This window comes from Pantanalinema rosaneae CENA516, from assembly GCF_050753385.1.
Classification (GTDB): Bacteria; Cyanobacteriota; Cyanobacteriia; order Leptolyngbyales; family Leptolyngbyaceae; genus Pantanalinema; species Pantanalinema rosaneae.
In genome coordinates, this window is the sequence record NZ_JBLZFZ010000013.1 from 15,396 (window position 1) to 29,739 (window position 14,344).

The window sequence follows — 14,344 nt, forward strand, 5'->3', positions numbered from 1 at the left end:
TCATGTTTGTAGTCTAAACGGTTGTGAACCTGAAGGTGGAAGTGGTTATGGTTTCTTCGAGTCAGGCGACTATTGGCGTGGCGATCGTCGGCACAGGATTTGGGCAAAAAGTCCATATTCCGGCGTTTCAAGCCCATCACCGCACCGAAATTGTTGCCGTTTATCATCGAGATCGGGCAAAAGCCGAGGCGATCGCTCAGGCGCATCAAATTCCCCAGGCTTGCCAGAGTTTAGAAGAAATCTTGACACTGCCGAATGTTCAGGGCGTGAGCATTTCGACCCCGCCTTTTTTGCATTACCCGATGGCAAAACAGGTGCTAAATGCAGGGAAGCATTTGCTTTTAGAAAAGCCGACGACGCTAACGGTGGCAGAAGCGAGAGAACTGCACGATTTGGCGACGGCAAAGGGATTAATTACCACCATGAACTTTGAGTTTCGCTGTATTCCAGCCTGGTTGCGGTTGGCAGAATTGCTGGCAGAAGGCTATGTCGGCAAACCGCGATTGATTAAAGTCGATTGGCTGGTTTCCAGCCGAGCCGATGCCTCCCGTCCCTGGAATTGGTATGCTCGCAGGGATCAGGGGGGGGGAGCCTTAGGCGCGATCGGTTCCCATGCTTTCGATTACATTGCCTGGTTATTTGGGGAAGTCAAACAACTTTGTGCTCGCTTAAGTGTTTCTGTCCTGGAACGTCCCGATCCCGCTAGTGGGGGACAACTCAGGTCTGTGGATGCCGATGATATTTGCTTAATCATGCTGGAGTTAGCCGATGGTACGCCCTGCCAGGTTAACTTGAGTGCGGCAACCTACCAGGGACGCGGACATTGGGTTGAAGTTTATGGCGATCGCGGCACGTTGGTATTGGGGAGTAGCAATCAAAAGGACTATGTGCATGGCTTCCAGCTTTGGGGGAGCCAGCAGGGCGCAGAGTTAGCTGAGTTAGAAATTCCGGCTAGGTTGGAGTTTCCCCGTACCTGGGAGGATGGGCGGATTGCCCCGTTCCTGCGGATTGTCGATCGCTGGGTGCAGGGCATTGATCAGGGACAGGCGATCGTGCCGTCGTTGCAGGAGGGAGTCTATTCGCAGTTACTCATGGATCTGGTGCAGCAATCAAATCAAGACAAAACCTGGGTTGATGTGCCGAAATCCTTCGTTAGTTAAAGAAAACTGCTAAGAACTTTCTCTTTTTCTTGCTTTTTGCGGCTTTCTTCAAAAAAATCTCTAGGACAAATTAAACTGGTCGGTTGGAGCAAGTTTGTAACTAATGTCCGTAAATTGTTGAAGTTTTACAAGATGTGAGGTTTTGTCTATGCCATTGCATTTGACTCGATCGGCTGTTGCCATTGCTATGGGCTGGATTGCCTTTGGGATGGTTGCCCCTGCGCTCTCATCATCTACCGAATCTAGCATTTTAATCGCCCAGCGGGGTGGGCAGTGCCGTCGTGTTGTCAGTATTCAGGGTGGACCCGAGTTTCCTCGCGCTGTGGCAGGAGCCGATTACAACCAGTTGCCAGTCTTTAATGACCCGAATGACCTGTATAATCCCGGCGTTACTCCAGTGAGAGTCGTCAGGGTTGGCGAGTCAGTTACCCTCTCGGATCCTTATGAGGAGCGAGTTGTGGCTGAAGGGACAGGGACAGCCGCTACGATTATGGTGGCAATTAATGACAATGGGACTAAACGGTGGATTCCGGTGACGGATGCTCGCCGAGCGGATGGTGCTCCTGTGGGTGCCTCGAATCTGGCCTATTGTGCGGTTCCGGCTCTCTGGTAATTAGGTTCCAACCTGCCATTTTCCCACCCCGGCTGACAGACGACTGTTGGGGTGGGTATTCTGTTTCTAGCTATCCGATGTCGGCTAGCCTAAATAGGCTTGCTTAACTCGATCGTCGGCTAATAAATCACTGGCATTACCAGTTAAGGTGATTTGTCCGGCTTCTAAGACGTAGCCCCGATCGGCATGTTGCAATGCCAGGTTAGCATTTTGCTCAACTAATAGAATAGTGACTCCCGTGGTTCGTAGGGTTTGAATAATGCCAAAGATTTCCCGCACGATCGCGGGAGCGAGTCCTAAACTGGGTTCATCTAATAACAATAATTTGGGGCGACTCATTAATGCCCGGGCGATCGCTAACATTTGTTGTTCGCCGCCACTTAACGTGCCTGCCAGTTGATGTCGTCGTTCGGCTAATCGAGGAAATGTGGCAAATTGTTGGTCAATATCTGCCTGAATTTGACCAGGCTGAGATCGGGTATATGCCCCTAATTCCAAATTATCTAAAACCGTTTGTCGAGCTAACACCCGTCGCCCCTCCGGACTATGGGCAATGCCTAATTTGACGGTTTCGTGGGCCTGACACCGGGTAACATTGCGTCCGTTATAGAGAATGCGTCCTGATCTAGGATTCACAATCCGCGAAATGGCTCGAAGTGTGGTTGATTTTCCCGCCCCGTTGGCACCAATCAAAGTGACTACTTCGCCGGGATGAATCACTAAATTAATCGCCTGTAGGGCTTGAATACCACCATAGTTAACACTCAGATCAACAATTTCTAGTAGTGGAGATGCAGGAGCCGTCATCAGTAATTATTCTCCACCTAGATATGCTTCAATTACGGCGGGATCGCTACGAACTTTAGCCGGGTCGCCCAGGGCAATTAATTGACCGAAATCTAACACCGCAATGCGATCGCATAATCCCATAACTAAGGGCACATGATGTTCAATTAAGAGAATCGTCAGATTAAATTGCTCACGGATTTGCCGAATGAATTCGCTTAACTGGTGCTTCTCATTTGGATTCATTCCGGCGGCGGGTTCATCTAACAACAGGACTTGGGGAGCCAGCGCCAGGGCCCGCGCAATTTCGAGCCGACGTTGATCTCCATAAGCAAAGTTTTGTCCCTGTTCTTGTACGCGATCGCTAAGTCCGACTAACTCTAATAATTCCAAGGCTTTTTGTTGAGTGATCTTTTCTTCCTGGTGAGCGGGTGGTAATCCTAATACGCCATTAAGTAGACCACTGCGAGTATGAATATGTTGGGCGATCGTCACATTTTCTAGTGCCGTAAGATTACCAAATAAGCGAATATTTTGAAAGGTGCGAGCAATTCCCCGAGCCGCAATTTGATAGGGACGCTGCCGAGAGATCTCTTCATTACAATGCAGCATTTGTCCACTAGACGGTTGAATTAGCCCTGTGACTAAATTAAATAGCGTGGTTTTTCCGGCTCCGTTAGGTCCAATTAAACCAAAAATTTCGCCGGGATTTACGGTGAAGGAAACGTTGTTGACTGCAATTAATCCACCAAAGCGGCGGGTTAATCCTTTTGCCTCTAGCATTGGGCGATCGCTGAGGGAAATTGAGGTTAAATCTTGCTCGGGTTGATTCATTGTTACACCTGATGACTGGCAACGCTCGGTGAAATAACAGGCTGCCGGAGGGGAATTTCAATGTTAAATTCAGTCCCTTGTCCTGGTTCAGAGTGGCAAGTTAGCTGACCCTGATGTTTCTCGACAATAATTTGATAACTAATGGCTAGCCCAATTCCAGTGCCTTTACCAATCGGTTTGGTGGTGAAAAATGGATCAAATAGGCGATCGCGAATTTCGGGTGGCACTCCGGGGCCGTTATCAATAATTTGAATTCTGACCCAATCGTTGAGCGGTTGATTTGTTAATTGGAATTTACTGGTGCGAATCGTAATCGTATTAATGTGATTGGATGTTGCCTCAGTAGCGCGTTGTCGATCGCCCTCTTCTAAGGCATCGATCGCATTTGCCAAAATATTCATAAATACTTGGTTCAACTGGCTGGCATAACACTCAACTTGAGGCAAATTACCATACTCTTTAATGATCTGAATTGGGGGTTGCTCGGGTCGGACTTTGAGCCGATTTCCTAAGATTAATAACGTGCTGTCAATTCCTTCATGGATGTTGACAGGTTTCATTTCCGCTTCATCTAAGCGAGAAAAGTTGCGTAGAGATGCAACCAGGGTACTAATGCGTTCAGCCCCAACTTCCATTGATGTGAGTAGCTTAGGTAAGTCGGCTTGGAGGAATTCCAGATCGATCGCGTCGATCTCATCCTGAATCACCTCACCCGGATTGGGAAATGTTTGCTGATATAAATTCAGTAAACCTAATAAATCTTGGATGTAAGTATCGGCATGGGACAGATTGCCATGAATAAAGTTGACTGGATTATTAATTTCGTGAGCAATCCCGGCAATCATCTGACCTAAACTAGACATTTTTTCACTTTGCACCAGCTGAGTTTGTGCCTGTGTCAAGTGATTTAATGTTTGTTCTAATTCGGCTGATTTTTCCCGTTCTCTAGCTTCTGATTGTTGCAATGCTTGATTTAGTTGCGCTAATTCATTCGCCTGCCGTAGCACCACTTGAATCACTGCCTGTCTCAGTTCAGTCGCCGCCGCAATCTCACAGGTTTCCCAGGGGAGCGATTTAGATTGAACGGTTTCTTTCCAGAGTTCAAAGGATTTACGCGGTGATAAACGTACCTCCCCATTGGTGCTGACTTCGACCGGTTTATTCGGGTCGCCTGCCCAATCGACCGTCTGAATTTCTTCGGGTCGGAACCACAAAATATATTGACCGGGTGAAATAGCAATGGCGATTAAACCACTGGCAACCTCTCGATAGGCTTGGGCAGGGGCATAATGCAAAGCTAAATGATCGGTAGAGAAGATCTCTTGATGCTCAGATTGATCTAACCATTGCACTAAGGCTCTAATATCTTCTTCTCCAGGAACGTTGCCGATCGTCTGATAACTGTCTGCCAGAATTACGGCTGCTCCTTGGGCGTTGGTTAAGTCCAGTAGACTTGGTTGATGGTTGATTAATCCTTGTACAAACGGGGTTTCCTGTAACATCAATTCAACTAATTTGTTTTGAACTGATTTCAAGAAGATGCGATATTCCTGATATTCCGTTTGTTCTTTATAGGGTAGTTGCCATGACATGATCTGCCCCAAAAACTCGCAAGTCGATCGCACTTCATAGGAAACATATTTAGGGGAGTAATGGTGGCAGGCAACTAAGCCCCAAAGTTTTTGATCTTTAATTACCGAGATAGACATCGAAGCCGTTACACCCATATTTCGCAGGTATTCCACATGTAACGGTGAAACACTCCGTAGTGTAGACAAACTTAAGTCAACCGGTTGATTGGTAATTGGATTCAGGGCAGGAGTAATGTCAACGGGTTGATAGCTGAAGTTAGGAATGAGCCGGATTAAATTAGTTAAATACAGCCGTCTTGCCTGTTGCGGCACGTCAGAACTGGGATAGTGTAAGCCTAAAAACGGTGACAAGTGAGCTTGCTTATTTTCAGCAATAATGGTGCCATGCCCTTCAGGATTAAATTTATAAAGCATGACGCGATCGAACCCGGTAATCTTGCGAATTTCTCGGACAATTACCTCGCAGAGATCTTGGAATTGGGCGGTTTTCTGAATCGCGTTGGCAGAATTCTTGACTAAATGATAGAGATCTAGAAAAGACAGCACTTCTTTGGACAATGAAGGCTCTAATTCTAATAATAAACCAGCGTCAGAGCGGTGCAGAATCCCATTAAACAGCGAGTTGCGTTGATTTTTATAAATTGATAATTTAATTGGGTTTAACTGATCGGGATCTTGATGTTGAGCTAAGGATTGCTGAAGAAAATCAACTTGCGGTTGATCAAGCAACTGGTTCAGATTCTGGTTTACCAATGCTTCTGGTGCTATGCCAAAGAAATCACCTGTATTGCAACTCACTTGTAAGATGGTCAACTCAGGCTCTTGCAGAACCAAGAGGACACCATGCGGTTGAATCGAGCCGGGAATATGAATGGGTTCGCGATCGCAATTGGTAAGGTCAAATTCTTCTGTTGCTACAGATTTAACTTCGTCACTCATACTCGGTTTCCTTTAACCGTTTTTAGGTTGTTGCAGAATAATAATTTTTCTCTTTCAGCATATTTCTGGGAATGAAGCGAATTGGTGGGGAATCCTACTGATAGAGGGCACTCTAACCCTAAGTTATAAGTCATCTTGGAGCCGGACAGTGAAAAAAATCATGGCAACGCTGTTGTTTACTCTAGCAGTGACTCCCCCCGTCTTTGCCCAAAGCAACGGAGTTTATATGGGACGAGCTTCGACGGGTGAACCTGTTTACTATCATGGGGCTCGTGCCCAATGTGGCGATCTACCCCGTACTGATGAGTGCTGGAAAAATCCGATGCTTGTTTACACGATCGGTCGAGATCAAGTGACGGCAATTCCCGATTGTCGGCGGGGGGTGTTTAAAGAAGTTTGGGTGGATGGGCAACTGGTAGAACGCAATTTGAAACCCCAATCTGAAGCGATTCGCCTGGTACTGAGGACGGCGTGTAATTCGGTTCGTTAGTTACAGGCGTAGACGTTTGAGCCAGCCAGGAGTTACCAGACCCTGTGGAAAGAAAATTGTTCCCAGCACAATTAATAATCCAAAGATGATTAATCGACCATCGCGGAGAAATTGCGCTAACCAGAGGGGCAAATTGGGGACATCTGCCAGCGCTCGTAGCATTTCTGGCAAGGCGGTGAATAGCATTCCACCCAGCACGGGGCCTAAAAAGGTGCGTGAACCCCCAATCAACACAAAGGTCAGGTAGATAATACTGGCATCAAACGTCCCTTGACGGGCATTCCAGGTATTGAGAAAGTGGGCACTCACGACTCCCACCATTCCAGCCAGAATCGCTCCCAGCGTGAACGCTAAGACTTTGTAGTAGGTGGGATTAATGCCCATGGCATCGGCGGCTAATTCATCTTCGCGAATGGCAATAAAGGCGCGTCCGACCCGAATCTTTTCTAGCCGATACAGGAAGCCCATACTCAGCAGCAATAGTGGTAAGGCGATCCACAGATAATCGATCGCGCCTGCAAAGGGTTGGGGAATACCAAAAATTCCAATGGCTCCGCCCGTGATCTCTAGATTCAGGCAGAGAATTCGGAGAACTTCCACAAAGGCAATGGTAGCGATCGCCAGATAAATGCCTCGGAGCCGCAGTGCGGGTACACCGACCAACACTCCCAAGCTCCCACAGACAACGCCACTAATAAGCATCTCCAGCAGTAATAACGGGATCGGGAATAAACTACCCTGAAACTGGAAGACTTGAGTTGATAAAATCGCCGCAATATAGCCTCCCAAAGCATAGAATCCGGGACTCGCTAACGATAGTTGTCCTGCCATAAGCGGTAGATAGAGGGATAGTCCCAGCATGGCTCCCAAAACCATCGAAACCAGGAGGGGACCATAGGTGGTGAAAAAGTCAGACATGGGGCGATCGCGGTTGAGGGCAGTTTAGGGTAATGTTATCCTGTGGCGGCAACCCGGAGGAATCATGGAGCCATCCGCAGATCTGCTCAATCAACTTCAGGCAGCGACCCAGGGGTTGCTCTGGATGAGCGAATCAGATTATCCGTTTGAAGTCGTGCATTGGCAATTCCCAACTGTTACGTCAATCACTGCCAATCAGCTACTCCAAATCATCGATCGTCCACCCGATACCCCGATCGAGGTCGTGGATCTAGACAGCTTCTTTGCGACGGCTACCCAGACCTTGAGTTGGTTTGGCGCTAATGAACGGGCGCAGGCAAGCCGGTATCAGCAGCTCGTTGACCTCTTAAAGCAGCAGCTTCAGCACCTGATCGTCTATCGAGTCGGTTCCATCAATTTAGCCATTTATATCCTGGGGCAGACCGAACCTGGGGATTGGGTAGGACTGAAAACTCAAGCGGTCGAAACTTGACCCGTTCTATAAAGCCAGGATGTTTTTTAAAGAAATGTATCGGTGGACACTTGTTTTATGTGTCTAAATGTTACAGGATAGATCCAACGATGATTTAATAATTCCTCGACAATCCTGTCTATTCGTTGTTTTAGCCTATCAATCCACTCAGTCGAGTGACCCTTAACGTACCCGCGCTTCTACTGTTGACTTAGCAAGCACAAATACTTCTAGCGCGTTTAATATATTTCCTCACCCTCAAATTCAGCATTATATAGAGGCTTTACCTCCAACCCAACGTTCCAGGTAAGCAGCTATGACTACTGCTAAGAAATCATCTATCAGCACCCTAGATACAGTTCCTCTCGTTGTTAGAGAGCAGCAGGTGGTTCTATTTAAGTTCTACATGGATCAGGCGATTTGTGAAGGAATGACCCACACAAATGAACTGTACCGCCTGGTCAAAGTATTTCCGGTCAAAGAACGGCTTGAAGCCTATCGCTTTGGCTGTGAACTAATTTTGCAAGGAGCCCCCGTTGTGATTACTGTTTCCCAGGAGCGGTACGCCGTTTGGGCAAGCTTACGCAATGGTTCTACAGCAACCGAAGTCAGATCAGCTGCTTAAGACCAATAGGCTGGTGCTAATCCGAATCAGCGATCGCGGCATATTAAGTTGAGAACAGAGTGTCAATGTTTAATGTCAAGGGAAATACGTTCTACCGAGCTATTGGTCTGCACTGTAAATTAGGTGCGACCAACCATCCCCATGCAGATCCCTACCGGGGGCAAGAGTGTCGGATTATTGCAGTGCGGCTCATGAGTAGCAGCGAACCTATGCTTGTGGTGCAATTTGCCGATGGTAGCCAACTGAGCGGACTATTTTTTTGTGAATTAGAGGATGCCCGAGGTAAACAATTACAGCGACGGGACTTTGAAAAACCTCTGCAACCGTCTACGCTTTGTGCTTAATCGGTTGAGCCAGGTCTGAGACCATGACCGAAATATATCGCTTAGATTAAAGCCCACGATCGACCGTCGATCGTGGGCTTAAGGAATTCTGCCATCACTAATGGATGGTGAACCGATTTAGGCTAGGCAATCTTGCCCTTCTACTAAAAGCCGTTAGCCAATCTGAACCGGGGTCAAGCAACAGGCTAATCATGCCCTTGACCCTCGATAGAGTGCGGCTGACGGCAATCCAGCCTTAAGGCATGGGGTGGAATAGCAGATTGGGGAAGAAACGGTTGAACTCAATCAAAATTCCAGCAGTGATGGTGAGCCAAATGGCTGCCAGCACTGGAGCCGTAGATAGATACTTAACAAAGTATTGCATCGATAAAGTCTCCTAAAGGTCAGCAGAGCCAAGACACGCTAGTTAGCCGATCCAGAGGTTTGATATGTAAATCTGATCAAACCCTGTTCAACCGAATTGCCAGGAATTGATCAGCCTACCAAACCCTCCAGATTTACCAACTAGCGAGGTGAGATGGGGATCTCGTTGTCGTTTGCAGTTAGCTTGCCAGTGGTGAATTCTCCTAGCGCTGCCAGAGGCCAAGCAAAGCCAGTCAACATGCAGGTAATGGCTGTAGGCACGTTAATAATAACTTCGCCCATTTCGGGAGAGCTACTCTTCTTGTTCGCTTGCAGGTATGCCCGACCAACCCAACCAATCCAACCTGCGATATACAGGAAGAGAATGCTAGGGATCAAAAATTCACCCGCGTGGGGCAAGGTGCCATCCACAATCAGGTGAGGCAGCCCATCTTCACCACACATGACACCGGATTTAGCGTACAGATCGAAGCGTTGAGCCGCTGTCGAATTCTTGGACGCTTTAGCCCGCTGAGCAAACGCTGCCGATTGACTACAAGGAGTGAGATGTGAAGCGTAGGCTGGAGGGGTTGCCGCGAACCCAAACCAGAGGGTGATTGCCAAAATCAGAGCAAACAATCGTCGCATGGAATTGTTTCCCTTCTTACATTATGTTCTACAAAAAGAGCCAGTGTTTCATGATACAAGCGTTCGCTAAACTGAAGGAGAGCATCAGGCTTTTGCAGCAGTCCAGTTAACGCTTAAGCTTGAAAACAGCTTATTCCTCCAAAAAGTTACCAGCAAATGGCGACCATTTTGGCAATTGAAACAAGTTGTGACGAAACGGCGGTGGCGATCGTTAAGAATCGTCAAGTTTTGAGTAGCATTGTATCTTCTCAAATTCTGTCTCATCGCCCTTACGGTGGGATCGTGCCTGAGGTGGCTTCTCGCCAGCATGTTGAAATGATCAATCCAGCGATCGCGCAAGCCTTTGCTGAAGCTGGATTGGATTGGTCGGCGATCGATGGGATTGCGGCAACCTGTGCGCCTGGATTAGTCGGAGCGTTACTAGTGGGTTTAACCAGTGCCAAAACCCTGGCATTGGTGCATCAAAAGCCGTTGATTGGAGTTCATCACCTGGAAGGACATATCTATGCCTCCTACCTAAGTGAACCCTCACTGCAACCGCCTTTTCTGTGTTTACTGGTGTCTGGCGGTCATACCAGCCTGATTTATGTCAAGGGATGCGGGGAGTATCAAATCTTGGGGCAGACTCGGGATGATGCGGCAGGTGAAGCGTTTGATAAAGTGGCTCGCTTACTGGATTTAGGCTATCCGGGTGGTCCCGAAATCGATCGCCTAGCAAAGCAAGGAAATCCCAAAGCCTTTCCCTTACCAGAAGGGCAGGTATCGTTACCGGAAGGGGGTTTCCATCCCTATGATTCCAGCTTTAGTGGCCTGAAGACGGCGGTACTGCGGTTGGTACAAAAACTTCAGCAGGACGATCGCCCCCTACCTGTAGTGGATCTGGCGGCTAGTTTCCAGGCTACGGTCGCGAAAGCTTTGACGAAACGGGCGATCGCCTGTGCGTTGGACTATGGGCTAACCACGATCGCGGTTGGGGGTGGTGTGGCAGCTAATAGCGGGTTGCGACAACATCTTCAGGCGATCGTGGCAACCCACAATCTCACGGTTTTATTCCCACCGATGAAATTCTGTACGGATAATGCGGCAATGATTGGCTGTGCGGCGGCGGATCACCTCGAACACGGTCATACTTCTCTACTAACTCTGGGAGTCCAATCCCGCATGCCTATCTCTGAGGTGATGCAGCTTTATCAATCGCATTGAGCTAACAATGAATGAGCTACGACAATGTTTGTAAATTTCTAGCTGAACAGTATCCTGGTGATTTCGTTCGTTGGCTACTTGCGATCGAGCCAGGAGAGATTCAACTCCTCAAAACGGAATTGAGTCAGGAGCCAATTCGCGCCGATGCCCTCACGCTGTTAAGAACGGCGAACCAAATTCTACATCTTGAGTTTCAGACTTCACCAACTTCCAAGCCACCGCTACCATTTCGGATGTTGGACTACTCAGTTCGCTTGAAACGTGAATATGGCAAATCCGTCAATCAAGTGGTGGTGTTCTTAAAACAGACAACTTCAGAGGAGGCAGTTGTTGAACAGTATCAAGATGAGACGACCCAACACCGCTATCGGGTAATTCGGATTTGGGAGCAAGAACCTGAGGCACTTTTAAGCATTCCAGCTCTATTGCCATTTGCCACCTTGGCTCGGACTAACTCACCAAAGAACTTGCTGCAAGCAGTAGCAGTCCAGGTCGCTAGAATGGAGGACAGTCAACAACGATCGAATTTAGCCAGTTGTGCTGAAGTTTTAGCTGGACTAAGGTTTGAAAAAGATTTAATTCGGCAAATCTTTCAAGAGGACACCATGCGTGAATCGGTGATTTACCAGGACATACTACAGCAGGGATTACAGCAGGGATTACAGCAGGGATTACAGGAAGGGCGGAAAAATGAGGCTTTGTCTCTAGTGATCCGTTTGCTGAATCGGCGGGTCGGTGAATTGGATAGTTCTTTACACACTCAAATCCAAGCTCTATCACTCCCAGACTTAGAAGCGTTGAGTGAAGCCCTACTGGATTTTACCGCCGTAGCCGATGTGGTTGCCTGGTTAGAACAGCAGGCAGGTTTCTCAGCACCGAACTCCTGATGTTAGAACATGACTCCTTCATGGAGGCTGGCACAACTGTGGCAGGCAGTTTTGGAAAACATGTGTTCGATCGCAAATGGTTTGTGGCAGTAACGGCAATTCCGGAATTCGCGCCGTCTAGCGGTGAGAGCCGCTTGTAATAGATCAGGTATTTCGTTTGCCCAAACCTGGTTCCACTGGAGCCGCTTCCAGAGTTTGCTGGACGACTTAGGGGCATAGCTGCCTGAGGTCCACTCCACTGTGGGTAATCGTAATTCCAGCGCTTCTGGTGTGACAAAAATTACAATCCCTTCTGTGCCATTGTAGTTGATCTGGATCAGGTCACGCGTCCGTTCAATGTCAGCCCCCGGCAAATGTTCGAGTAGCAATAAGGCTTTTTGCTCCACGATCGTCGCCTCATCCAACGGAAACAAGGATTGTGGATTCCAGGAACAGTCGGGAAATGGGTCTGAAGCGGGTGGAGCCGCAGGATCAGGACGATCGTCAGACTCACAAGCTGGGGTAAAAGCCTCTAACGCAGCAGCGACCTCTTCTAGAACGGGATCTGGAGCATCGACTAGCGTCGTCAGATAACTCAAAACCTCAGCCAGGTTATCAGTATTCGTTGCTTCTTGGGGATCAGTTGATTCAGCCATAATGTTTTACCCTGATGCGTTGAGTGAGCCGTAGTGGAGCCATTAGCGTGACTCTATTTTTCCCAGTTTTGGACAAAAATCACTGTTCTGAGGCAACCCCAAATTAGACTGGTCGCTGGCGATTCTCTGGGGCAAGATTGGAGAAGAATTTTGTTCGTCACGATTGAGTTATGCGATCTCCAACTTTTCTGGCAGAAATCACCGTTAAAACGACTCCTACCTCGCTCTACGAGCTGTTAGTGGATATGACTGTAGAACTGCTCCCCAGAATTTTGTGGGCGATCGCAATTCTGGCACTGACCCGAGTCGTGATTGGGTTTATTGGACGGGTGACGCGACGACTTTTTTCCCCCATGGAACCGACGATTCGCAAGTTTTTTATGCAAGCGTTGGAGATTCTAACGTTAATTGTGGGGATTATCGCGGCATTAAATGTCCTGGGAATTCAAACGACGACACTAGTAGCGATCCTGGGGGCGGCAGGTTTAGCGATCGGTTTAGCGTTACAAAGTAGCCTGTCCCATTTTGCGGCAGGAGTGATGCTAGTCAGTTTTCGTCCGTTTGAAGTGGGCGATTTGATTGATGGGGCGGGAGTGTCTGGCATGGTGGATAGTATCGGCATTTTTTCTACTACAATCATCACGCCAGATCACGTCAAAATTGTGGTGCCAAATAATAGTTTGTTCTCTGCCAATTTAAAGAACTTAACAGCCTTAGGCACTCGACGAGTTGATCTAGAAGTGGATATTGGTAATCGACCGATCGAATCTACCATTACCCATTTATTAGCCGTTGTTGAGCCACATCCATTAGTGCTGAATGATCCGAAAGTGACGTGCCATGTATTATCGATCGCGGCAGACAAAACAGTTCTCTATCTGCGTCCCTGGTGTGCGGCGGAAGTCTATGAACGGGCACGATCGGAAATTCAGCAAATTGTTAAAGAAACCCTCAAGGAAATTCCGGTGTAAGTAAAATTAGAGTGATGCTAAAGGAGAGCAATCAGTCGTACTGCTGCAACAAACGCCGCTAATTTTGTGTGTTCGTTTCAGTTAAAGATGTAGTTAAAACTAACACTGACGCGATCGATGTCACTCATGTTTGGTTCTACACCATGCTTCAACCAACTTGGAAAGATCAACAGGAGTCCAGCCTGAGGCTCATAGGCGATCGCGTCCGCCGTAAATGGTGTAAACTCTTTGACTAACGGTTTGTAAAATGTCCGAGCACTGCGCGGATCATAGAACATTAAATTACCGCAATCTTTAGCAGTTTGGAGATAATACACCCCACTAAATAGACAATTGGCATGATCGTGAATTTTATTGCTAGCAAATTTGGGACTGATATTTGCCCAACAGTTTGCTGGAGTAATCCGAACATTGCCATACCCTAATGCCTGGGCAACATCGGCGATCGCGGCATCTACGAATTGCTTGAAACCTTGAAATTCAGTTAAATCGAATAAATTCCCCCGACTGTGCCAGCCTAAGACATTGGAGGCTACAGCACCCGGATCCGTCGCTTTTAACTGATAAATGATTTGTAAAAGTTGTTGATCCAGGGCGGCATGGTCTTGCAAATCAAACACAAACAATGGACTGGGAAATAGTTGGTGATAGGTTGCTGTCCAGCGATCGGGGTTGCTCATAGATTGCTTGTATTGGGTAAGAACGTAGCCAATCTAATGTTGTACCACCCCCGTTATACCGCTAGCTGACCTATGACCAAATCTATTTTTTCACTTCTTGGCTTTTTATGTAGAATCACGTAAGTGATTTCTCGTATTCTGTATCAAATAAAAAGTGTTAATAAAGTTTCTCTCTCTGTGCTTGTTGATCTGTTAAAGCGGGGAAACATAGGCTTGCGACTGTGGA

Annotated in this window: 17 protein-coding genes; 9 read left to right on the plus strand and 8 right to left on the minus strand. The window is 47.7% G+C overall.

Annotated elements, in window-relative coordinates; all coding sequences use genetic code 11:
* Nucleotides 1-47: 47 nt before the first annotated feature.
* Together ACN4EK_RS09790 and ACN4EK_RS09795 are read left to right on the plus strand one after the other, a co-directional pair.
* On the plus strand, nucleotides 48-1,160 hold the full coding sequence (locus ACN4EK_RS09790) for a Gfo/Idh/MocA family protein (RefSeq protein WP_431657662.1): 1,113 nt from the start codon (nucleotides 48-50) through the stop codon (nucleotides 1,158-1,160).
* A 148-nt stretch (nucleotides 1,161-1,308) separates the two neighbouring features.
* On the plus strand, nucleotides 1,309-1,773 hold the full coding sequence (locus ACN4EK_RS09795) for a hypothetical protein (protein WP_431657663.1): 465 nt from the start codon (nucleotides 1,309-1,311) through the stop codon (nucleotides 1,771-1,773).
* 84 nt (nucleotides 1,774-1,857) lie between these two features.
* Here ACN4EK_RS09795 and ACN4EK_RS09800 read toward each other — a convergent pair whose 3' ends face one another.
* Genes ACN4EK_RS09800 through ACN4EK_RS09810 form a run of 3 tightly spaced genes read right to left on the minus strand, consistent with a single transcriptional unit; the run spans nucleotide 1,858 to nucleotide 5,924 of the window.
* Nucleotides 1,858-2,580: an ABC transporter ATP-binding protein gene (locus ACN4EK_RS09800; protein WP_431657664.1), complete on the minus strand. Its 723-nt coding sequence runs from the start codon at nucleotides 2,578-2,580 to the stop codon at nucleotides 1,858-1,860.
* Nucleotides 2,581-2,586: 6 nt separating this feature from the next.
* Entirely contained in the window at nucleotides 2,587-3,393 is an 807-nt protein-coding gene (locus tag ACN4EK_RS09805; protein WP_431657665.1) for an ABC transporter ATP-binding protein, read from the minus strand.
* Nucleotides 3,394-3,395: 2 nt separating this feature from the next.
* Nucleotides 3,396-5,924 carry an ATP-binding protein gene (locus ACN4EK_RS09810; RefSeq protein WP_431657666.1) on the minus strand — a complete coding sequence of 843 codons (2,529 nt, stop codon included), beginning with the start codon at nucleotides 5,922-5,924 and terminating at the stop codon, nucleotides 3,396-3,398.
* A 148-nt stretch (nucleotides 5,925-6,072) separates the two neighbouring features.
* Here ACN4EK_RS09810 and ACN4EK_RS09815 point away from each other — a divergent pair, with 148 nt between their 5' ends.
* Nucleotides 6,073-6,414, plus strand: a complete 342-nt coding sequence (locus ACN4EK_RS09815) for a hypothetical protein (protein WP_431657667.1) — start codon at nucleotides 6,073-6,075, stop codon at nucleotides 6,412-6,414.
* Here the strand turns inward: ACN4EK_RS09815 and ACN4EK_RS09820 are convergent, their stop codons facing one another.
* Nucleotides 6,415-7,332: a branched-chain amino acid ABC transporter permease gene (locus ACN4EK_RS09820; RefSeq protein ID WP_431657668.1), complete on the minus strand. Its 918-nt coding sequence runs from the start codon at nucleotides 7,330-7,332 to the stop codon at nucleotides 6,415-6,417.
* 64 nt (nucleotides 7,333-7,396) lie between these two features.
* Here ACN4EK_RS09820 and ACN4EK_RS09825 point away from each other — a divergent pair, with 64 nt between their 5' ends.
* The 3 genes from ACN4EK_RS09825 to ACN4EK_RS09835 all read left to right on the plus strand — a co-directional run bounded on the left by ACN4EK_RS09825 (nucleotide 7,397) and on the right by ACN4EK_RS09835 (nucleotide 8,752).
* Entirely contained in the window at nucleotides 7,397-7,804 is a 408-nt protein-coding gene (locus tag ACN4EK_RS09825) for a nuclease A inhibitor family protein (protein ID WP_431657669.1), read from the plus strand.
* 295 nt (nucleotides 7,805-8,099) lie between these two features.
* Nucleotides 8,100-8,408, plus strand: coding sequence for a hypothetical protein (locus ACN4EK_RS09830; RefSeq protein ID WP_431657670.1), 309 nt, complete (start codon nucleotides 8,100-8,102; stop codon nucleotides 8,406-8,408).
* A gap of 65 nt (nucleotides 8,409-8,473) precedes the next feature.
* On the plus strand, nucleotides 8,474-8,752 hold the full coding sequence (locus ACN4EK_RS09835) for a hypothetical protein (RefSeq protein ID WP_431657671.1): 279 nt from the start codon (nucleotides 8,474-8,476) through the stop codon (nucleotides 8,750-8,752).
* A gap of 235 nt (nucleotides 8,753-8,987) precedes the next feature.
* Here the strand turns inward: ACN4EK_RS09835 and psaJ are convergent, their stop codons facing one another.
* On the minus strand, nucleotides 8,988-9,116 hold the full coding sequence (psaJ, locus tag ACN4EK_RS09840) for a photosystem I reaction center subunit IX (RefSeq protein ID WP_431657672.1): 129 nt from the start codon (nucleotides 9,114-9,116) through the stop codon (nucleotides 8,988-8,990).
* A gap of 140 nt (nucleotides 9,117-9,256) precedes the next feature.
* Nucleotides 9,257-9,742 (minus strand): Photosystem I reaction center subunit III, encoded by a 486-nt coding sequence (locus ACN4EK_RS09845; protein ID WP_431657673.1) that lies wholly within the window; start codon nucleotides 9,740-9,742, stop codon nucleotides 9,257-9,259.
* A gap of 156 nt (nucleotides 9,743-9,898) precedes the next feature.
* On the opposite strand from ACN4EK_RS09845, the gene tsaD reads away from it, so the two are divergent.
* Nucleotides 9,899-10,945 (plus strand): tRNA (adenosine(37)-N6)-threonylcarbamoyltransferase complex transferase subunit TsaD, encoded by a 1,047-nt coding sequence (gene tsaD / locus ACN4EK_RS09850; RefSeq protein WP_431657674.1) that lies wholly within the window; start codon nucleotides 9,899-9,901, stop codon nucleotides 10,943-10,945.
* 11 nt (nucleotides 10,946-10,956) lie between these two features.
* Nucleotides 10,957-11,832, plus strand: coding sequence for an Rpn family recombination-promoting nuclease/putative transposase (locus ACN4EK_RS09855; protein WP_431657676.1), 876 nt, complete (start codon nucleotides 10,957-10,959; stop codon nucleotides 11,830-11,832).
* Nucleotides 11,833-11,834: 2 nt separating this feature from the next.
* Here the strand turns inward: ACN4EK_RS09855 and ACN4EK_RS09860 are convergent, their stop codons facing one another.
* Nucleotides 11,835-12,467, minus strand: coding sequence for a hypothetical protein (locus tag ACN4EK_RS09860; RefSeq protein WP_431657677.1), 633 nt, complete (start codon nucleotides 12,465-12,467; stop codon nucleotides 11,835-11,837).
* 170 nt (nucleotides 12,468-12,637) lie between these two features.
* Between ACN4EK_RS09860 and ACN4EK_RS09865 the strand changes: the two genes are divergently transcribed.
* Nucleotides 12,638-13,438: a mechanosensitive ion channel family protein gene (locus ACN4EK_RS09865; RefSeq protein ID WP_431657678.1), complete on the plus strand. Its 801-nt coding sequence runs from the start codon at nucleotides 12,638-12,640 to the stop codon at nucleotides 13,436-13,438.
* Nucleotides 13,439-13,515: 77 nt separating this feature from the next.
* Here ACN4EK_RS09865 and ACN4EK_RS09870 read toward each other — a convergent pair whose 3' ends face one another.
* Nucleotides 13,516-14,118 carry a TIGR02466 family protein gene (locus tag ACN4EK_RS09870; RefSeq protein WP_431657679.1) on the minus strand — a complete coding sequence of 201 codons (603 nt, stop codon included), beginning with the start codon at nucleotides 14,116-14,118 and terminating at the stop codon, nucleotides 13,516-13,518.
* Between the last annotated feature and the right edge of the window lie 226 nt (nucleotides 14,119-14,344).